The sequence below is a fragment of the Undibacterium sp. Tian12W genome (assembly GCF_049339405.1).
GTDB lineage: Bacteria > Pseudomonadota > Gammaproteobacteria > Burkholderiales > Burkholderiaceae_D > Undibacterium.
Genome location: NZ_JBMPPK010000005.1, coordinates 272,508 through 293,865, shown reverse-complemented (window position 1 = coordinate 293,865; position 21,358 = coordinate 272,508). Strand labels below are relative to the sequence as shown.

At 51.4% G+C, this 21,358-nt stretch carries 15 protein-coding genes; 7 read left to right on the top strand and 8 right to left on the bottom strand.

Going from position 1 to position 21,358, the window contains the following annotated elements; genetic code table 11:
- On the top strand, window positions 1-1,035 hold the full coding sequence (locus ACO0LI_RS08680; protein ID WP_423032275.1) for a bifunctional nicotinamide-nucleotide adenylyltransferase/Nudix hydroxylase: 1,035 nt from the start codon (window positions 1-3) through the stop codon (window positions 1,033-1,035).
- A gap of 65 nt (window positions 1,036-1,100) precedes the next feature.
- Here the strand turns inward: ACO0LI_RS08680 and ACO0LI_RS08675 are convergent, their stop codons facing one another.
- Both ACO0LI_RS08675 and garD read right to left on the bottom strand, forming a co-directional pair.
- Window positions 1,101-1,925, bottom strand: coding sequence for an NAD-dependent epimerase/dehydratase family protein (locus ACO0LI_RS08675; protein WP_162039382.1), 825 nt, complete (start codon window positions 1,923-1,925; stop codon window positions 1,101-1,103).
- A 68-nt stretch (window positions 1,926-1,993) separates the two neighbouring features.
- On the bottom strand, window positions 1,994-3,571 hold the full coding sequence (gene garD, locus ACO0LI_RS08670) for a galactarate dehydratase (RefSeq protein WP_423032274.1): 1,578 nt from the start codon (window positions 3,569-3,571) through the stop codon (window positions 1,994-1,996).
- Window positions 3,572-3,974: 403 nt separating this feature from the next.
- Here garD and ACO0LI_RS08665 point away from each other — a divergent pair, with 403 nt between their 5' ends.
- The 5 genes from ACO0LI_RS08665 (at window position 3,975) to ACO0LI_RS08645 (ending at window position 13,172) form a co-directional block, all read left to right on the top strand.
- Entirely contained in the window at window positions 3,975-4,673 is a 699-nt protein-coding gene (locus ACO0LI_RS08665) for a FadR/GntR family transcriptional regulator (protein WP_174244975.1), read from the top strand.
- Between the two features lie 265 nt (window positions 4,674-4,938).
- Entirely contained in the window at window positions 4,939-7,632 is a 2,694-nt protein-coding gene (locus ACO0LI_RS08660) for a TonB-dependent receptor (RefSeq protein WP_423032273.1), read from the top strand.
- Window positions 7,633-7,714: 82 nt separating this feature from the next.
- Window positions 7,715-8,554, top strand: coding sequence for a rhamnogalacturonan acetylesterase (locus ACO0LI_RS08655; protein WP_423032272.1), 840 nt, complete (start codon window positions 7,715-7,717; stop codon window positions 8,552-8,554).
- Window positions 8,554-11,277 carry a pectinesterase family protein gene (locus tag ACO0LI_RS08650; RefSeq protein ID WP_423032271.1) on the top strand — a complete coding sequence of 908 codons (2,724 nt, stop codon included), beginning with the start codon at window positions 8,554-8,556 and terminating at the stop codon, window positions 11,275-11,277. Before ACO0LI_RS08655 ends, ACO0LI_RS08650 begins: the two co-directional genes overlap by 1 nt.
- Window positions 11,278-11,303: 26 nt before the next feature.
- Window positions 11,304-13,172: a glycoside hydrolase family 28 protein gene (locus ACO0LI_RS08645; protein WP_423032270.1), complete on the top strand. Its 1,869-nt coding sequence runs from the start codon at window positions 11,304-11,306 to the stop codon at window positions 13,170-13,172.
- 69 nt (window positions 13,173-13,241) lie between these two features.
- Here ACO0LI_RS08645 and ACO0LI_RS08640 read toward each other — a convergent pair whose 3' ends face one another.
- The 6 genes from ACO0LI_RS08640 to ACO0LI_RS08615 all read right to left on the bottom strand — a co-directional run bounded on the left by ACO0LI_RS08640 (window position 13,242) and on the right by ACO0LI_RS08615 (window position 20,540).
- Complete coding sequence (locus ACO0LI_RS08640; protein WP_423032269.1) at window positions 13,242-14,144, bottom strand: SMP-30/gluconolactonase/LRE family protein; 903 nt, start codon at window positions 14,142-14,144, stop codon at window positions 13,242-13,244.
- A 1-nt stretch (window position 14,145) separates the two neighbouring features.
- Window positions 14,146-15,519: an MFS transporter gene (locus ACO0LI_RS08635; protein WP_423032268.1), complete on the bottom strand. Its 1,374-nt coding sequence runs from the start codon at window positions 15,517-15,519 to the stop codon at window positions 14,146-14,148.
- A gap of 135 nt (window positions 15,520-15,654) precedes the next feature.
- Window positions 15,655-17,232, bottom strand: coding sequence for an aldehyde dehydrogenase (NADP(+)) (locus tag ACO0LI_RS08630; protein ID WP_422949093.1), 1,578 nt, complete (start codon window positions 17,230-17,232; stop codon window positions 15,655-15,657).
- 24 nt (window positions 17,233-17,256) lie between these two features.
- Window positions 17,257-18,168 carry a 5-dehydro-4-deoxyglucarate dehydratase gene (kdgD, locus tag ACO0LI_RS08625; protein ID WP_423032267.1) on the bottom strand — a complete coding sequence of 304 codons (912 nt, stop codon included), beginning with the start codon at window positions 18,166-18,168 and terminating at the stop codon, window positions 17,257-17,259.
- A 178-nt stretch (window positions 18,169-18,346) separates the two neighbouring features.
- The gene (locus ACO0LI_RS08620; RefSeq protein ID WP_423032266.1) at window positions 18,347-19,135 is read right to left on the bottom strand and encodes a FadR/GntR family transcriptional regulator; all 789 of its coding nucleotides are present in this window, start codon (window positions 19,133-19,135) and stop codon (window positions 18,347-18,349) included.
- Between the two features lie 103 nt (window positions 19,136-19,238).
- A complete protein-coding gene (locus tag ACO0LI_RS08615; RefSeq protein WP_422949090.1) occupies window positions 19,239-20,540 on the bottom strand; it encodes a TolB family protein in 1,302 nt (433 codons plus the stop codon).
- A gap of 225 nt (window positions 20,541-20,765) precedes the next feature.
- On the opposite strand from ACO0LI_RS08615, the gene ACO0LI_RS08610 reads away from it, so the two are divergent.
- Window positions 20,766-21,338, top strand: a complete 573-nt coding sequence (locus ACO0LI_RS08610; protein WP_422949089.1) for a hypothetical protein — start codon at window positions 20,766-20,768, stop codon at window positions 21,336-21,338.
- Window positions 21,339-21,358: the final 20 nt, after the last annotated feature.

Below are 21,358 nucleotides of genomic sequence, written 5' to 3'. Positions count from 1 at the left end.
ATGCAAATCGACGTTGCAGTATTGATAGGACGCTTTCAACCATTTCATAACGGCCACGCCACGCTCCTGCAACTGGCGCTGGAAACGGCAGAAGAAGTGGTCGTGGTACTGGGTTCATCCTTCCATGCGCGCAGTACCAAAAACCCTTTCACCTGGCAAGAGCGGGCAGACATGATCAATGCGACGCTCACACCTGCAGAGCGTGACCGGGTGTCATATATTGCCGTGCGTGATTATTATGATGATGCGCGCTGGGCGACAGCAGTGCGTGGCAAGGTAGAAAGGCATTTCCCTTATGCGAAACGTATTGCCTTGATAGGCCACTTCAAGGATGTTTCCAGTTATTACCTGAACCGTTTCCCGCAATGGCAACTGGTCGCTGCCGAGCAATTGCTGGCGATAGATGCCACTGTCATACGCAAGGTATTGTTTGAGGCAGAAGACATGCGTGTATCACTTGATGTGATTGCTCATTATTTGCCACAGAGTGTGCGCCAATACCTGAAGGCCTGGAGCATTTTGCCGCACTATGCTGTGCTGGTGAAAGAACATGCGCAACTGCTGGCTTATCAGGAGGCATGGAAGGCAGCTCCCTATGCACCAACATTCGTGACTCTGGACGCCGTGGTCAAGGCGGCTGGTCATGTCTTACTGGTGCAGCGGGGAGGTTTTCCGGGCAAGGGTTTGTGGGCACTGCCTGGTGGCTTTCTCGATCAGAATGAAAGACTGTTCCAGGGCGCGATACGCGAATTGTTTGAAGAAACCAATCTGGCGGTACTGGCATCTACGCTTGAGCATGCTTTGGTTGATGTCAAAGTGTTTGACCATCCAGGCCGCAGCCTGCGTGGCCGCACTATCACCCATGCGCATTATTTTGATTTGCAGACTGATCACTTGCCCGATATCCGCGCTGCCGATGACGCAGCCCAGGCAGCCTGGGTCAGCATAGACAAGCTGGAAAGTATGGAGGAATTATTCTTTGATGACCACTTCCATATTCTTGACCAGTTCCTTGACCTGACCGCTGGTGAATGAAGAAAGGGCAGACAAATAAATTTTGTCTGCCCTTTTGATTTTGCAACAGCTTCTTATTTCCTGGTTTAATCTTTGTATTGCGGTGTCGTCAACAAAAAGCCGCCGCCCTGATAAATAGTAGTGATATCGTCTTTGGCCGGATATTCACTGCTGTCTGGATACAGATGAGAAAAAACTGTAGAACTGTCTTTGGCCTTGTAACCCAGATGTGCCGCCTTTTTGTTGTCCCACCACTTGCCCGGATTTTCAGATACACCAAAGGCAATAGTGTGACCCACGCGCTGTGCAAAGATAGAGCAGCGCAGCATCTCAACCAGATCATCGTAACTGAAATAAGTCACCAGCATACGGCGTGTCGTTGGCACAGGGAAGGATGAACCTATGCGTATGCAGACAGTTTCTATACCAAACCTGTCATAGTAAAAACGGGATAAGGATTCACCAAAACATTTGCTGATGCCATACATGCCGTCAGGACGGGTAGGCATGTCAGCGTCGATATAATCCGTAGTACGGTAAAAGCCAACTGCATGGTTAGAGCTGGCAAATACCACGCGCTTGACATTGTGCTTGTGTACCGCCTCATAAATATTGTAAGTACCCTGAATATTCGCATGCATGATGGCTTCAAAATTGGCTTCTGTAGAAATGCCGCCAAAATGTAGCACCACATCCACGCCCTCCATCAATGCCAGCACAGCAGCTTTGTCGGCCAGGTCACATTGGACGACTTCTTCGCCTTCACCCGCTGGGCCAAGATCGGCGATGTCGCTAAGACGAACGATATTGGCCCATGCCTTGATACGTTCACGCAAGACTTTGCCCAGCCCACCGGCAGCACCGGTCAGCAAAATGCGGTTGAAAGGTTTTTCAGTAATATTGGTGTTCATGGGATTCTTTCTCTTCTATTGAATTCTTGAAACGCGTTTTTGCTGAGATTTTCTGCTGAGACTATTGATCAGGTAATCGGCGCCGGGTTAAATAGCACCAGCGCATTATGCAATTTCCAATGTTCGGCCCAAGTTTCCTTGCCGCTGGCGACATCCAGCAGCATCTGGAACAGTTCCCAGCCCACATCGGCTATCGTGGCTTCGCCGCTGGCGATTTTACCGGCATTGATATCCATGAGGTCATTCCAACGTCTTGCCAGATCATTCCTGGTGGCGACCTTGATGACGGGGACTGCGGCAAGACCATAGGGCGTGCCGCGGCCAGTGGTGAATACATGCAAGTTCATGCCTGCAGCCAGTTGCAAGGTACCGCAGACAAAATCGCTGGCTGGCGTAGCAGCATAGATCAAGCCTTTTTGCGTGAGTTTGTCACCGGGTGACAAAACACCAGAAATGGTGGAGCTGCCAGATTTGACAATGGAACCCATGGCCTTTTCAACGATATTTGACAGGCCACCTTTTTTATTGCCTGGCGTGGTATTCGCGCTGCGATCGACGCCGCCACGTTTCAGGTAATCGTCATACCAGGCCATTTCCCTGATCATGGCGGCGGCCACTTCCGGGTTGGCGGCGCGTGAGGTTAACTGGTCTATGCCGTCACGTACTTCGGTCACTTCAGAAAACATCACGGTCGCACCGGCACGCACCAGCAAATCTGTCGCAAAGCCGACCGCCGGGTTTGCTGTCACGCCTGAGAAGGCATCGCTGCCGCCACATTGCACACCGACTACCAGCTCGGATGCCGGGCAGGGTTCGCGGCGGCGCTTGTCCAGCTCGGCCAATTGTTTCTCTGCGGTGTTCATGATCGAGGCGATCATGGAGTTGAAGCCTACGTGCACCTGATCCTGCAGGCATACCAGCGCCGGTTCTCCGCTGCCGTCATCCCCCTTCTTGATGGGAATACTACCCTTGGGGAATAAGCGTGTCGGCTGCAGTTTTTCGCAGCCCAGGCTGACCACCATGGCTTGTCCGCCAAAATTTGGGTTCAGGCTGATATTGCGTACTGTGCGTATGGGTATGTTGGCATTTGGTGCGTCAATCGCGACGCCGCAGCCATAAGTATGTTCCAGTCCGACGACATCATCGACGTTGGGATACTTCGGCAAGAGTTCTTCCTTGATGCGCTTGACAGCATGCTCAACCACACCGGATACACATTGCACTGTCGTCGTGATCGCCAGTATATTGCGCGTACCCACGCTGCCATCCGCATTCCTGTAACCCATGAAGGTATAGCCTTCCAGTGGTTCAGTATTGGGAGCGTGCACGGTAGCGATGGGCAAATCCACCAGTTCTCTGGCGGGGGGCATGCGTATCAATGACTCTTCTACCCAGCTACCCTGTGGGATAGTGCGCACCGCATAACCTATGGTGACGTTATAGCGGGTAATGGCAGCACCCTTAGCAATATCCTCTAAGGCCAGTTTATGCCCCTGAGGAACATGCTCCAGCAAGGCCAGGCCACAGGGAAAGACCGTTGCCGCTGGCAAGCCACCATCATTGGCAACAATCGCCACATTGTCCTTGTCATGCATGCGTATATATAGCGGCGAGCTGAGTGGCCGGCTGATGCTGGATACCGTCATTTTGTATTCCCCCTTCTTTGCCACTTGTGGCTATCAATGCACAAAGAGATGAGCTGTGCACAATTATTTTTATTGAAAAACCTGGTTTTCTTCAAAGTGGTCATACCAGAAAGAAATTGGCATGAAACTTTGAAAATATAGTTCTGGCCGCGTTGGTAATTTGCATCATTACTGTCAAGAGACCGGCTTCCACTATGAAAACCTTCTATTTATACCGTCAGATTTTTCTTTTTCTACGGGAGGAAATGCAGAGTCCGCTATAATCCCTCTCGTATCATTTGTGGCGAGTATGCCACCAAATAAAAAATCTGGCTAGTCCACATTGCAAATTTGGTCTGACCACATTAGAATGGTCTGACCGAATTGCTTTTATTAAGCTTTTCTACGGGTAGCAAACACCATGATGAAAAAAAATAGTTCACAGAACGAAGGGCTGACGCATGAGCCCAGGTTGTACCGCGTGGTAGCAGACAGGATCCAGGCCCTGATCGCTGAAGAAAATATAGCTGCCGGTGAGCGTTTGCCTTCTGAGCGCGATCTGGCAACCAAATTGAGTGTGAGCCGCGCATCTTTACGTGAAGCACTGATAGCGCTGGAACTCGGTGGTGTGATTGAAGTAAGAGGTGGCTCTGGCGTCTATGTCAGTGAGGTGCCTGAAGCCCAGGCGAATGTGCCTGAAGCCGGGCCGGGGCCGTTTGAAGTGCTGTCGGCACGTCGCCTGATAGAGGCAGAGGTGGCAGCAATTGCAGCAAGAGTGGCGACTGATTCTGCGGTAGATGAAATCTTGAAGGCCGTATTGGAAATGGAAAAGCATCATGCCAATTATTCCAGTAATGAAAATGCTGACAGGAATTTTCACCTGGCCATCGCCAGGGCAACCGGCAATAGTGCGCTGGTGGGCACGGTTGAATATCTGTGGAACCAGCGTGGCCGTTTATGGCATAAATTGAAGGAGCATTTCCAGACAGAAGACTTGCGCCAGGAAACGTTGACTGATCATAGAAATATTCTGGAGGCAATTGCTTCGCATGATCCGGCAGCTGCGCGCAAGGCGATGCGGGCGCATCTTGAAAGGGTAACCAGGACTTTCTCACGCGGCTGAACGCATAACAATACATAAGCTGTGCATTGGCAACACAAAGCGATGCAAAAGCAAAAGAGCAGATAAGTCATCAAGCAAAGAAAAAATTTGCGACTTTATTTGCGGTAATCGGGTTTTATTATTTTTGACCGGCTGTGACCCCGGTGGGGCTTTTGCGCCCATCTTCGTCGCAGTGGCACAGAGTACGCGAGGTGCTCCAACTAGCGTTCCATACCCAACGAGGCGTGGTCGCGAGAATTCTATTAAAACAGGAGGAGACTGAACGATGAAACACGATAAGAAATTCCAAAGGCCCATGTTTGTATTGTCATCCATAGCGCTGGCAGTGCTGACTATGGTCAATCAGGCACAGGCGCAAGAAGTACAAAGGGTGGAAGTGACAGGTTCATCCATCAAGCGCCTGGCATCAGAAGCATCATTGCCAGTCACTATGGTGACCGGTGAAGAGCTGGAAAAACGTGGCATGACCACACTGGCAGATTTGATGATGTCCCTGCCTGAGTCCAGTTCACTGGCACCATCCAATGCCGGTTCCGGCACCAATATCAATCTGCGCGGCCTGGGTGTTAATCGTACCCTGGTCTTGCTGAATGGCCGCCGTCTGGCCAATGAAGCGATTGCCGATGGTTATGCCAATCTTGATGTGATCCCTATGAGCGCAATCGCCAGGGTAGAAATCCTGCGTGATGGTGCGTCTTCCATCTATGGTTCTGACGCGATCGGCGGCGTGGTCAACTTCATTACCAAGCGCACAGTGGTCGGTAATTCTGTTTCTGCACAATATGTCAAACCACAGAAATCTGGTGGTGGTGATGAGCAGCGCCTGAGCGCCACCGTTGGCGTCGGTGATCTGCAAAAAGATGGCTGGAATTTGTACGGTACAGTAGATGCGCATCGCCGCACCCGCCTGCTGGCTTCTGACCGCGCCGAGCTGAGTACCACAGATATCCTGACCAGCATAGGCCGTGCGCCCACTTTGGGTAGCGGTGGCTATGCCATGCCTGCCAACTTTACGACAGCGACCAATAAAACCGCTGCCAATCCTTACTATGCAGCAGGTTGCCAGGGTCCATACAGCATACAGGGTGCCAAGAATACCTGTATCCTGAACGCAGCCTATTACGGTACTGCACTGTATGGTAACGAGCAGGTCACCTTCTATGCCAAAGGCACCAAGAAATTCAGTGATGACCATACCCTGACTATCGACTACATGCGCGGTCAGGAATACATCCTCGGTACAAAAAATCCAACCACCAGCCTGACAGCAAATGGTGTCGCAGCCTTGATACCATCGACCAGTAAATGGTATCCAGGTAACTCTGGTGGCGTACCTGCAGTAGCAGGTCTCAAAGGTGAGCCACTGACAGTCACATGGAGTGTCGCCGACCTGGCAGAAGCCACGACCAAGGACGTACAAGTCAACCAACGCGTCAGCGTCAATGATGAAGGCCGTTTTGGAAACTGGGACTACAAGGCTGGTTTTGTCTATGGTCACAGCCAGCGTGATAACTACTACGAAACAGGTTATGTGAATGGCCCTGGCCTGCTGACAGGCATAGCCAACGGCACGCTGAATCCTTTTGGTTTGCAGGATGCTGCAGGTAAGGCTTACCTCGCAAGTATCTCGGTAGATGGCGCATTGAATCGCCATTCCATCAGTACCTTCACAGGCATAGACCTGACTGCCTCCACTGAGTTGACTACACTCGCTGGCGGACCATTGACACTGGCTTTGGGTGCCGATGTGCACAGAGATACAACAGAAGATACCAAGACTGATATCACCTCAGTCGTAACTTACGCGGCTTCTGGTCCATCGCATGGCCAGGGTGCACGAAATGTCGCAGCGCTTTATGCCGAGATGGAAATCCCTGTCACCAAGGAATTGAATTTCAACGTTGCCGTGCGTGACGATCATTTCAGCGATTTTGGTAATACCATCAATCCCAAGGCCAGCTTCCGTTATCAGCCGATGAAGTCTTTGATGTTCCGTGGTTCTGCCAATACCGGTTTCCGTGCACCGACACTGTTTGACCGCTATGGCTATCGAGTAGCAGGTGCAAATACCACGACAGCTGCAAAATGGGATGATCCCGTGCAATGCCCGGGCGGCACTCCTGGTGTAGCCGGTACCGGCAAAGCCTTGCCTGGTCTGGTCGCATCAGCAGTATGTAATGTCGCTCTGCCGCGCCAAACCGGTAGTAACGCTGATCTGAAGCCAGAAACATCCAAGGGCTTTACTCTTGGTATCGCTGCTGAGCCTTTGCAAAACCTGACGGTGTCAGCTGATTACTGGCATATAGAAATGAAGGACATGCTGGCTAATTTGCCTGAGCAAGTCTATTTCCTGAACCCAACCAAGTACGCTGATCTGTTTGTGCGTAATGCTGATGGCTCACTGGCTTACATCAAAAATATCACGATGAACCTGGGTGGCCAGAAAGCTTCTGGTATCGACGTTGCCCTGGCTTATTCCATTCCTAAAACATCCTTGGGTAATTTCAAGTTTGAGTTGAATGGTACTTATCTGACGCAGTTCGATAACCAACTGGAAAAAGACAGCGCTTATGTCTCCAACGTGGGTCGCTTTGGTGTCGCCAGCAATGGTACGACCAGCAGCTTGCCTATCATTACTTTCCGCTGGAAACATACGCTGACGATGGCATGGAATTATGGTAACTGGAGTTCTCAACTGACGCAAAACTATAACACTGGCTACCATGACCAGAATTTGATTGCGGCAGAATACTTCAGGGACATCGAGCCATACCAGGTCTGGAATTTGACAGCAAGCTACCGTGGTTTCAAGAACCTGACTTTGTCAGCCGGTATCACCAACTTGCTGGATGCCAAACCACCTGTCACCAATCATAGTGGTTATACCTACGGCTATCTGAGCAGTGCAGCCAGCCCTATAGGCCGTGCATTCAATGCGCGTCTGACTTATAACTTTTAAGCATTAACGTAGTGATGTAGTCATTTGACAGAGACAGGGTTTGTTCGCAGACCCTGTTTTTTTTAAGAATCCAGAAAATCCCATGAAACTTATACTCCGCACTTTCGCCATGACTGCGATAAGCGCATTGATGCTGTGCGCTTGCAGCCAGACACGGCTGGCAGAATCGCCAGGTCCTGCGTTGTCCACGAAGCCCACGCAGCCCACACAGCCAACACGTATCATACTCGTGGGTGACTCTACGATGGCCCCCAAAAGCGGCTATGGTGATGCCTTGTGTGCACGCTTTAAGCCTGAGGTGACTTGCCTTAACCTTGCAAAAGGTGGCCGCAGCTCTGGCAGTTATCGTGCTGAGGGTTCATGGGAAGTAGTACAAAAACTCATGGCAAATAATGCACAGTTCAGCCAGACCTTGGTATTGATACAGTTCGGTCACAATGACCAGCCCGGTAAGCCCGGTCGCTCTACCGATCTGGCAACAGAATTCCCTGTCAATATGGCAGGCTATGTCAATGATGTGCAGGCTGCCGGCGCGCAAGCCGTGCTAGTGACGCCGTTGACCAGGCGCAGCTTCAAGGGCACGCAACTGCAAAATGATTTGCGGCCCTGGGCAGATGCCAGCATGAAAGTGGCAGACGCCAAACATGTACCCATGATAGATTTGAATGCCATCAGTTATAGCTCAGTGCAGGCGATGGGCGAGGCTGAAGCCGATACGCTGGCAATGGCACCACCTCCTGCCGCATTGCCAGCAGACACGGGTGACCTGGCAAAGACGGAAAGAGCCGGTGCAGCGAAATCTGCCTTTGACCGTACCCACCTGGGCAGCAAAGGTGCAGCGCATTTTTCTGCCATGGTGCTCAAGGAATTACTGCTGATAGCGCCGAATTTGCAAGCACATGTGAATGCAGGGAACAGATGATGAGCAAGCGAAAAAAATCTTCTGCATTAGCTGTTGTTGCTGCACTGGCCTCATCAGGCTGTTTGTTTGCCAGCTCAGTGTTTGCGCAAGATAGCCGCCTGGTAAAAGAACCACAGACACCAGCAATCTGCAGCGTGCTGACAGCACAACTGGAGAGTGGCAAGCAAAATGTTGCATCTGGCCGCGCACCGGATACACAAAGCCTGCAAGCCGCAATAGACGCCTGCCGCCCCGGACAGGCAGTGCGCCTGAGCAGCCGTAATGGCAAGGCGGTCTTTCTGTCTGGTGCTTTGCAATTGCGCAGCGGTGTTTCACTTTTGCTTGATGCTGGTGTGACCTTATATGCGTCGACGCACCCGCTCGATTATGACCGTGGCACAGGTACTTGCGGCATCAATGATGACAAAGGCAAAGGCTGCAAACCTTTTATTACTGTAGAACGCGCCAAAGGCAGCGGTATTTATGGTGAGGGTGTCATCGATGGCCAGGGTGGCGAACGTATTACCGGCAAGGAAGAAAGCTGGTGGCAGATCGCCCGGCGTGCACAGAAAGAAAACAATCGCCAGAATGTGCCCAGACTCATAGAAGTCACGCAGTCGAATGATTTTACCCTGCACAATATCACTTTGCGCAATTCACCAAATTTTCATGTCACCCTGAATCAGGTTGATGGTTTTACCGCCTGGGGTGTGCGCATCGATACGTCCGCCAATGCCAGGAATACCGATGGCATAGACCCTATCTCTTCGCGCAATATCACGATTGCCAATAGCTATATCCGTACCGGTGACGACAATGTCGCCATCAAGGCGGGTAACAACGGTCCGACAGAAAATATCACCATCCGCAATAACCATTTTTATTCAGGCCATGGCATGTCCATAGGCAGTGAAACCAATGGCGGTGTCAGCAATGTGCTGGTCGAAAATCTCAGTATGGATGGTACAACTTCAGGCTTGCGTATCAAGAGCGATGTCTCGCGTGGTGGCTTGGTACAAAACATTAACTATCGCAATGTCTGTATACGCAACGTCAAGGCACCGATAGACTTTGATACCCATTACGGTAAAACTGCCACAGGTAATCTGGTGCCACAATACCGTAATATCAGTCTTGAACATGTACAGTCTTTAACACCAGGCAAGATCATCCTGCAAGGCTATGACGCAGAACATGTCATTGCACTTAAAATGAAGGATGTCAGCGTAGCAGACAAGAGCAGCAGCCAGTTTGAACATGTGCAACTGGAAGGCCGTGATAAAGTAGTTTTCAATGCAGTGGCTGCCAATCCCGGACAGTGCGAAAAAGCATTTGCTGCATATCCAGAACCAGGTAGTGCAACTGATAATAGCAAGCGTCCGCAACTTGATGCGCAGGCTGCCAAGAACTTTTCCTATACCGAAGTCTTGAAATATGCAGGTTTGCCGGGCAAGGAGCAGGTGGCGCCCTGGGACCCGCTGTCTGCCCCCATTGCCGCCGAGCCACAACTGGTGCCTGACTATGTCGTTGATGTTAACGCTACACCAGATGGCGTCAGGGTATTCAGGCAAGTCCAGGCTGCAGTTAATCAAGCTGTTGGTGATATTGAAAAATCGAAAGCAGGCAAGCAGCGCATTCACATCTACATCAAACCTGGTACTTACCGTGAACTGGTGTATGTGCCTGATACGGCTATTCCCATCACCTTGTATGGTAGTGATGCCGCCAAGACGCGCATCAGTGCCAATCTTGATGCGGCAACGACAGGCAGCACTTACACCAAGCAATTTTCTGCACAGTTTGCAGGTGTACACACTACTATCGCCGCCATGTACAACAGCATCAAAGACCGGCCAGCACTGGGTACTTTTGGCACTGCCGTTTTGTGGGTCAAGAGCCCCGGCTTCCAAGCAAAAAACCTGACGATAGAAAATGCCTATAACAAGGATCAGGGTAATGCCCGCGCAGATTGCCAGCCGGGTAATTGTCCTGATGAAAACGGTATTTATGCACGCAGCCAGATGGTGCATCACCAGGCGCTGGCCGTCATGCTGGATGGTGCAGACAAGACGCATTTTGATGGTGTGCGCATGCTGGGTTTCCAGGATACCCTGTACATGAAATCAGGCAAGGATGGACAGACTGCCAGGCAGTTTTTCCAGCGCTCCTACATAGAAGGCGATGTCGATTTTATTTTTGGTGATGCCACGGCCTACTTTTTTGAAACTGAAATCAAATCCCTCGGTGACCGCAATTCTTCTTATGTTGGTGCTCCCAACACCAATGTGAAGTCGCGCTACGGTTTTGTGTTTGATCACTGCCGCTTCACCCACGACGGCAGCAGCAATGCCCTCGCTGGTAAATTCAGCCTGGCGCGCCAGTGGTTCCATAACGAGCGTTGCACACCCTATGCGCCTGTACCTGTTGCAGGCTATGACTGCCAGATAGGCGAGGTCGATGTATTCAATTCACCGACAGGTACAATCAGGCGGCAAACGCTGGAAACGGTGGGCAAGATGGTCGTCATGAATTCTGTCATCGGTGCACATATCAATAAAAAGCAGCCCTGGTCAGACTGGAACAAGAAGGGCACCTTGCCTTACCGCCCAGCGCAATTTACCAGTGATGATTACTGGGCGAATTTACTGGCAGCAAAAATTGATCCGGTAAAGCAGATGGGATATGACGGGCCTTTTTCACCTGTGCGCATATTCCTGGCTGAATTTAATAATACTGAAGAGTAAACCGGTAACAGCATAAGAGAGACAAGATGAAACACGAAAAAAATACAGTGGCAAACCAGACGGCGCGCCGCAACTTTATCAAGACGATGTCCCTGGCTGCCGGCAGCAGCTTGCCAGCAAGCCGTGCCCTCGCCGCGAGCATGATAGAAGACCCCTGGCAAAAGGCCCAGGACATTGTCGATCGTCTTGCCAAGCCCCTTAAATTTCGCGCTGCTGATTACCGCATCACTGATTTTGGTGCTGTCACTTGTGAATTAAAAAAAGTCAAATCCTGGATCTCTTTTGAAGAGCAGGATAATTTATCTACACCAGTCGCGAATGCCAAAGATATTTATCCTGCGATCGCTCAGGCGATCAAGACCTGTCATGAAGCAGGTGGTGGCCGTGTGATCATCCCTGCCGGTAACTGGTATTGCGCTGGCCCCATCGTCTTGCTGTCGAATGTGAATGTGCATCTACAAAAGGGTGCGCATATCTATTTCAGTAATAATCCTGAAGACTATGCTAAATACGGCAGCTTTGACTGCGGGCCAAATGGCAAGCTGGTCATATCGCGCTGGCAGAGTAATGACTGCCTGAATTTCTCACCCATGGTATACGCCTATGGTCAGGATAATATTGCTCTGACGGGTGATGACTGGAGCAGCATACTCGACGGCCAGGGTGGTGTTCCCTTTGATGATAATGGTGATTGCTGGTGGACCTGGAAGGGCAAGCAAAAAACCATCAATTCTGTGGGACAAAATACCACGCCGAATTACAAGCTGGGCAAGCGCTCAGAAAATACCGCAAATGATTTGAATGCGACCAGCCTGGAAAAAATCGCACCGCAACTCGATGAAAAACAGAGGCTGCGCATACAGGGCGATAACGATAAATGGCGTGCCGATGCGAATTATCTGCCATCCCTGTCTGAAGCGGGTGTGCCCGTGGGCAAACGTATCTTTGGCATGGGCCATAATTTGCGTCCGCCGATGATACAGTTTATTAGTTGCACGAATGTCTTGATGCAGGGCTATCAGGTGAATCATACGCCGTTCTGGCAACACCATCCTGTGCATTGCCGCAATGTCGTGATACGCAATGTCCTGGCGAAAAGCCATGGCCCGAACAGCGATGGCTTTGACCCCGAGGCCTGTGATCATGTACTGGTTGAATCCTGTACCTTTGATTCTGGTGATGACTGCATCGCCATCAAGGCAGGCAAGAATCTGGATACCCAGTATGGGCCTTCACAAAATATTGTCATCCAGAATTGCACCATGCAAAGCGGTCATGGCGCGGTGACACTGGGTAGTGAAATGGCGGGCGGCATACAGAATGTGTATGCGCAAAATCTCTTGTTCGAAAATATCAACTGGGCCACCAATCCACTGAACACAGCGATACGCCTGAAGACCAATATGAACCGTGGCGGTTACCTCAAGAATTTCTTTGTACGCAATATTACGATTCCGAATGGTGTGCAGACCAGCCCGTCTTTCTACACGTCGCTGCCTGGCTCACCGATACAATCCAAGACAGTCGCCACCGCTGCCGGTGCCGTCATCACCTTTGATTGCGATTACGCACCTGTCAGTGACAATGTCAGGACCAGGCCACCGGTGGTGACCAATGTGCATATCTCGAATGTCAAAGTGGGTAATGTCACGACCAAAAACGGCAAGTTCTCGTGCTTCCAGGCCATCGTCATCCTTGGCCCTGTCGCCTCAGACTATAACGGTGACGACAAGAATCCCATGATCTTCCCGGTCACTAATGTGACCATCAGCGATTGCCAGTTTGGTACGCCAGTGAATGCTGCCAGCCCATTGTATCTGTACAACGTCAAGGGCCTGGAATTGAAGAATGTGCAGATAGGTGACAAACTGCACAATAGCCAGCTCTCAGCATAAAAAAATGCGCATAAGAGATGTTATCTCTTATGCGCTCAAGTACCGCTGCGCTTTCAGGTATTAAATAAATCAGTTTGCGAATCTTGTTTCTGGCACACCTGCCACACCCGGCCTGACCAGCACCAGGCTGCCTGCCCATTGATCATGTTCTGCCTTGCCAGCACCTATGGAGCTTACCAGTAAGGTACTCATGTCCGGCCCGCCAAAGGTGCACATGGCGGGTTTGTTCATCGGCAGGGCGATAGTACGGTCGAGCCTGCCTGCAGGCGTGAAGCGCAGCAGGCAGGCGCCATCATTGCCGCATATCCAGTAGCAACCATCAACATCCATGGCGGCACCGTCAGGGCGGCCAGCCATGGGTTTCATGTCGGCAAAGACGCGTTTGTTATGTGGCATGCCATCTTCCACATCATAGTCAAATGCCCAGATAGTCTGGCTGGCAGGATGGGAATCCGACAAATACATGGTCTTGCCGTCAGGTGACCATGCCAGGCCATTCTGGGTCAGCAGATTACTGACGACAGGGGCCGACAGTCCTTGCGCTGTTGAATAGCGGTAGAGATTACCTATCGCTTTCGCCGCAGCCATGTCCATGAACATGGTGCCACTCCAGAAACGTCCCTGGCGGTCACAGCGGCCGTCATTGAAACGCATGCCTGTCCCGCTCCCCATCAGCTCTGCTGGCGCTGCCAGGTGGGTTTGCCGGGCATGTGAGCTTTCACCGAGGTGCAGGCTGAAAATACCGCTCTCCATACCCGCAATAAAATCGCCATCCTGTTTCAGGGCGATGCAGGCCACCATTTCTGTAGTCAGCCAGGACGTCAGGCGGCCATTTCTGGCATCGAGTTTCCAAATGGTTTTCGCCGGTATATCAACCCAATACCAGGCCGCCTGCTCCGCATGCCACAGAGGGCTTTCACCGACGATGCAGTTCACGGCTGGTATCGATTCTATGTGTGAAAATTCAGTCATCTTACAGATCTGTGATTTCTTTATGGGTAGGCACCAGCGCCTTCATCATGCCCCATGCCAACAGATAGGCAACTGCGCAGAAAGTAAACATGATGGTGTAGCCAGTCTGTATATGACCCAGCTGACCATAATAATCAAACAGCCAGCCGCCCGTTTTGGAGACCAGTACACCACCAAGACCACCGGCCATGCCGCCTATGCCGACGATGGATGCCACCGATTTTTTCGGGAACATATCAGATACGGTGGTGAAGATATTCGCAGACCAGGCCTGGTGGGCAGAAGTGCCTATACCGATCAGCAATACCGGCACCCAGAAGCCGAGGTAACCAAATGGCTGTGCCAGCAAGACCACCAGGGGGAACAGGGCAATTACCAGCATGGCTTTCATGCGGCCATTGTAGGGACTGTCACCACGGCGCATGAAATAGCTGGGGAAATAACCTCCGCCTATACTGCCTATCATGGTCATGCTGTACAAGACTGCCAGTGGCAAGACGATCTCGGTCTTTTGCATCTTGTACTGCGCTTCCAGATACTTGGGCAGCCAGAACAGGAAGAACCACCACACGCCGTCGGTCATGAACTTGCCTATGACAAAAGCCCAGGTTTGTTTGTAAGACAGCAGTTTGAACCAGGATACTTTTTTACCTGCATCGCTGGTGGTACTTGCTGTCTCTGCTGTTTGTGTGTCACCACTGTTGATGTAAGCGAGTTCTGCTGCCGAAAGATATTTTTGCTGTTCTGGTTTGTCATAGAACATCTGCCAGAAAATCATCCAGACAAAACCTATCGCGCCTATGATGATAAAGGCAGACTGCCAACCCCACTGAGCAGCGATAAGCGGCACAGTCAAAGGTGCCAGGATCGCGCCGATGTTCGCACCAGAATTGAAGATGCCGGTGGCGAAGGAGCGCTCATGCTTGGGGAAATATTCTGCCGTGGCCTTGATTGCTGCAGGGAAGTTACCGGCTTCACCTATTGCCAGCACTGCACGTGAAATCATGAAGCCTGCGACAGACACTGGAATTGCCGCTATGCCCAGCGCAGTCAGGGCACTGACCATGCCTTCACCCAGCATGATGGAATAAGCATGCATGACTGCGCCAACTGACCAGACTGCAATGGCGATGAGGTAAGCTTTTTTGGTACCTATCTTGTCGATGAAACGGCCGGCAAACAGCATGGAGATGGCATATACAAACTGGAACACCGCCGTGATATTGGCATAGTCAGTATTGGTCCAGCCAAATTCTTTTGATAAATCCGGTGCTAACAGACTGAGTACCTGACGATCCAGGTAATTAACGGTGGTGGCAAAAAATAGCAGGGCACAAATAGTCCACCGGTATTTTCCTATAGCTTGCTGGCTCATGCGAGCGTCTCCTGATGATGATTTTTATTGCCATGTCTGCACTTCTTTTTGAGTACTGTGTACATGAGCTCATTTTGCAAAACATTTACAAAACAGCCCGGGCATGCCCGGGCCATTCCACATCTTCATCTTTCTTTAAGCGAGTGTCAGTTTCCCATCCATCATACGTGCAAGTTGCAGGGGATTGCTATCCTGCAGCGCTGTCGGCAACAAATCTGCCGGGAAGCCCTGATAACAAACCGGGCGCAAGAAGCGCTCGATCGCTGATGCACCAACTGAAGTGCTGCGGCTATCCGAGGTAGCCGGGAAAGGGCCGCCGTGTACCATCGCATGCGCGACTTCTACGCCAGTAGGGAAACCATTGAACAGGATGCGTCCGGCTTTTCTTTCCAGCACTGGCAAGAGTTTTCTGGCCTGGGCATGATCGTCAGCGACTGCATGTACGGTTGCTGTCAATTGCCCTTCCAGCGAAGAGGCGACGGCGACTACTTCATCAAAATCCTTGCACAGAATGGCGATGGAAGAAGGTCCAAAAATTTCTTCCTGCAAGGCTGGCGTGCTCAGGAAGGTGCTGCCTGAACATACAGACAACATTGCCTGTGCTGCGCATGGGGATTCTGCCTGCTGGCCTTTGGCCACCAATTGCAATTGCGCGATGTCAGCCAGATGCGTAGTGCCTTTGACATAGGCCTGGTGTATGCCTGGTGTCAGCATGGTCGCTGCATGTTTATCTTCCAGTGCATTGGCTGCATCCTGCAAGAACTGACGTGCTGTTGCACTTTCTATGGCGATTACCAAACCAGGGTTGGTGCAGAACTGGCCAGCACCCAAGGCCAGTGAATCGACAAAGTTTTTCGCCAGTGTCGTGGTTTGTGCTGTCAGTGCATGATCCAGCAAAAATACAGGATTGATACTGCTCATCTCTGCATACACCGGGATAGGTTCTTTGCGCTGGCTGGCAGTTTTTACCAGTGCCAGACCACCGGAGCGGGAGCCAGTGAAGCCCACTGCCTTGATGGATGGATGATCAACCAGTTGCTGGCCGACCTGGCTGCCAGCGCCTACCAGCATGGAGAACACGCCTTCATGCAAGGCGCAATCTGCCACTGCTCTTTGTATGACGCGGCCTACCAGTTCTGCTGTGCCTAAATGAGCATTGTGCGCCTTGACGACGACAGGGCAGCCAGCAGCCAGAGCAGATGCTGTGTCGCCACCCGCTACTGAAAACGCCAGCGGGAAATTACTGGCACCAAATACAGCAACCGGGCCCAGGGCGATTTTTTGCAAGCGCAAATCCGGGCGTGGTGGTGCGCGTTCTGGCAAGGCGCTATCTATGGTTGCGTCCAGCCAGTGTCCATCACGTACTACTTTGGCAAACAGGCGCAATTGATTGACGGTGCGGCCACGTTCACCTTCGAGGCGGGCGACAGGCAAGCCGGTTTCCTGTGCTGCACGTTCTATCAGTGCAGGGCCCAGATCCATGATGCCTGTGGCGATCGCTTCCAGGAAGCGTGCCCGCAGTTCCAGGCTGGTCGTGCGGTAGCTGTCAAACGCCTGTTCAGCCAGCAGGCAAGCCTGCTCAACTTCATCTTTTGTAGCGAAGCCAAAGACAGGCTCGATTTCCTGATTGGTGGATGGGTCTATGGCTTTGACATTACCTGCCAATCCAAAAACCGCTTTTTTACCGATCAGCATTTGCCCGGTGATTTGCATTCTGTACTCCCTTTACTTCTGAATTTATTGTGGACCTTGCGCCAAAATCAATTTGTGCAGCATGGCATCTTCTTCCTCTGTCAGATCGGTCAGTGGAGCACGTACCGGACCTGCGCTATGGCCAACCAGACGCGCACCAGCTTTGACGATACTCACTGCATAACCTGCTTTGCGGTTACGGATTTCGAGGTAAGGCAGGAAGAACTGGTCAAGCAGGCGATTTGATGTGGCATGGTCGTCTGCTGCAATGGCGTGGTAAAAATCCATCGCCAGTTTTGGTACGAAGTTGAATACGGCAGAAGAATAAACCGGTGTGCCCAGTGCCTTGTAAGCCGCTGCATAAACTTCTGCAGTCGGCAGGCCACCGAGGTAACTGAAACGGTCACCCATACGGCGCCAGATCGATACCATCAATTCGATATCGCCTATACCGTCCTTAAAGCCGATCAGGTTAGGGCAGCGTGTTGCCAGTTTTTCCAGAGAATCAGCAGTCAGGCGGGAATTACCACGGTTATACACAACCACACCAAATTTAACAGAAGCGCAGACTTCTTCTACGTGACGGATCAGTCCGTCCTGGCTGGCTTCGGTCAGGTAATGTGGCAGCAGCAAGATGCCGTGTGCGCCCAGGCGTTCTGCTTCCTGTGCATAGGCAATGGCCTGGCGGGTAGGGCCACCGGCACCGGCCAGGATCGGCACTTTGCCACGGCAGGTATCGACGGCAGTCTTGATGATGTCGGAATATTCACCACCGGTCAGTGAGAAAAATTCACCCGTGCCACCGGCAGCAAACAAGGCGCTGGCACCATACGGGGCCAACCATTCAAGACGTTCTGCATAAGTCTTGGCATTGAAGTCGCCAGCTGCGTCAAAGTCAGTCAGAGGAAAAGACAGCAGGCCAGAGGACAGGATTTGTTTCAGTTCTTGAGGATGCATGGTAGCTCCGGAAATGGAAACCTGGATTCGTCATGACCAGGTTTGGTCGGGTTTTAAAAAGTAAGTGCGTAAGCTTATTTATTTATTTCTTTAAGTCATACGTCATCGTACAACTTAAAATAAGAGAAGACAAGCACACTTTTAAAAAATCTGAATTTAAACCTGGATTAAGCGGAGATCAGCTTGCAGGAGCTTCTATACGCTGTTGCGCCTGTCGCAATCTTTCCCGGCTATTGCTTAGGTGGGTACGCATGGCAGCGCGGGCGGCTTCCGGGTCTTTGCGCTGTATGGCGAGGTAAATATCCTCATGCTCGCGGTTGACCCTTTCGAGGTAGCTACTGCCACTGTTGCTATTTTGATTGGTATTCCCGGTACTGCTTTCCAGTGTCAGCATCGCAGATTTCAATCTGGCGCGCGGGATGATGGTGGTGCCAAGGTTGCTAAGGATGTCAACAAAATAACGGTTGCCTGTAGATTGTGCAATCAGCAGGTGAAAGCGCACATCGGCATTAACCGAGGCATTTTCTTCGGTCTTGTTGGCCAGGATATCTTCTAGCGCTTTGCCCAGCGCTACCGCCTGCTCTTCTGTACGGCGCGAAGCGGCCAGCCAGGCAGCCTCGGTTTCCAGGCTGATCCTGAGTTCCAGTATGTCCAGCACATCCCTGACAGTAACGATGGCTTCGCGCAGCATGCCGGTGCTGGCAGCCTGGCTGGGCTCAAGGATGAAAGTGCCTATGCCATGCCGGGTTTGCACCAGCCCGGCAGCCTGCAGATGCGAAATGGCTTCGCGCACCACGGTGCGGCTGACATCATAAAGATTCATGATGGCAGATTCGGTAGGTAGCTTTTCACCCGGCTTCAGGATGCCATTCTTGATGTTATTGCTGATACTTTCTACCAGCCCCTGAGACAGGCTCTTATGCCGTCTTTTGGTAGGCAGAGCGTTGGCGTAATCTTGAGTTTCCATGAACCGGGTATTGTTCTGATAAGTAATTGATTGTTATAGACTGATTCTAACTTAAAAAGCCCGCATAAAGTTGTATGACAACATATAAGGTCTTTTCCTGGTTTTATTGAGAAATAACATCTGCAATCAGCTCACTTTTCAATATCAGGCCTGATTGCCTGCCGCTACCCAGCAAGAATACGCCGCGTCCATTTGAATAAACAATGCTGCCGTCAGCACGTATATCGTAAGCGGCTACATTGGTTGCCAGCACAGTTTCATTGCCCTGGCGGTTGCGGCTGACTAACTGCCACGAAGCCGGTACTAATGAAGGCACGCCATTGACCATAGCCTCTTTTTTCAAGGCTTTTTCAGCATCGATGCGTTTGCCCTTGAGGATGATTTCTTTTAAATCTGCATTCAAGGCCGGGCCGGATGCGCTGGTCAAAGGCTTGCGGCTATACATCATGGAGAAAAAATTCAGGTAATGAAACACTGCACGCAATAAACGAAAAGGAAAAAACAAGGCATCGAGCAGCGCATTGCTGGTGTCATATTGGGGTACTTCATAAGGACGGCGGATGAAGTGCAGATTACCTTGCGGGCAGACACGTGGGTGCAGGAAATCATATTGAGGATCATCCAGCACCGGCGTAACAGCGCCGTTTTTTACATCCAGCATCTGTATGCTGGCATTGCCATAAGCGAGCGTGACGCCACTTTGATTGCGGGCGATGCCGGTGGATTGATACAGGATCTGCTTTCCTGCATCCGGTATCCAGCAGGGGCTGGTGTCAAGGGTATCGCCACCAGTCAACTCCCGGTATTCATCACCTTCGCGATTGCACATGACCAAGTTGGCGATGCCGGTTTTGTTCATCGATGAGGCCAGCAGTTTGCCACTGCCCTGGTCCAGATGCATGTCTGTCAGTGCCAGGTTTTGCCTGTGCAAGATGCGCTTTTCGGTGCCAGTTTCCAGATCATACGAAAACAGGCCACCCATGCCGGCATCCTGCAAAAAATACAGGATGCGGCCCTGCTCATCAAATTGCATAGAGGTCGCATTGATCTGCGCGCCTTCGCCATCAAACTGACGCCAGGCACCTGAGGCAGAAACCCCAAAACTGGTGTTTTGCTTCCATGCATGTCTTTCCCTGTGTTTTTCCATCTTGTCCAGCATCTCTTGCACATAGGGGCTGTGCAATTGCCTGGTTTCACCATGGGCTGCGCGGTAAAACAATTTACCTTCCGAGATAAAAGCCACTGCCTGTGCACTGGCAGTACGGTCGAGATGGCTTTGATGTGCCGCATCACGGCCAGCCGCAGGCAAGGACTTTCCGTCCTGCGCATGATTGTTCTTTTGCATGGCCTGATTCAGAAAATAAGCCAGGGCCAACAAGGCAATGACGATAATGAGTAAGTGCACTGAAGAATCTCCTGTCCTTGGCCGCCTGAGCGAACCGCATTGCAGGCAAATTTGCCGACAATTACAAAAGCGATATTATGCATGCAAGTGAGACTCACTATGCCAATTACATTTTTGCATCCGAAAAAACCATGACATTTGTCACCGCCAAGTCCTGACACTTTGCTCTGATATTACACACTCTGTTTCGGCATACTGGCAGCAATTCAACAAGGAGTACTCATCATGTCTGCAATCAACGCTGCCACATTTTCTTCCCACGCTGCCCGTGCCAAAGGCGCAATGTTCTTTGCTGTCTTTGGCGCTGCCTGGATGGTGTTATGGAACCAGCGTGCCATGCAAGGCAAAGGACTGGTCTATCTGATCATCGCCATTGCAGGGTTGACGCTGGCCGGGTTGGCAGTCCAGCGTCACCGGCAATACAAGGCTTATGCTGACGACAATAGCCCGGCTGCGCAAAGGGCAGGGCGTCTGTTCCATGTCATTAATGCAGCTCAGTGGGCCATCATCCTGGTCGGCGGAAATGTGCTGGCGAATATGGGCCTGGCCGGGTGGGTCACACCATTCGCCATGCTGATCATTGGCCTGCACTTCCTGCCTTTGGCCAGCGTGTTCAAAGTGCCAGGTCACTTCTGGTTTGGGCTGGTGATGAGTGTGTTTGCCGTTACCTATCCGTTTTTATTTCCCCAAGGGGCGGCTGATCCTTATGGCTGCCTGGGTGCGGGCTTGCTGTTGTGGGGCTATGCCTTGTTGAAACTCATGGCTATCCCGGCAGTGCAGGATATGAAAGCAATTTGAAATAGACCCTCTAACTGCTT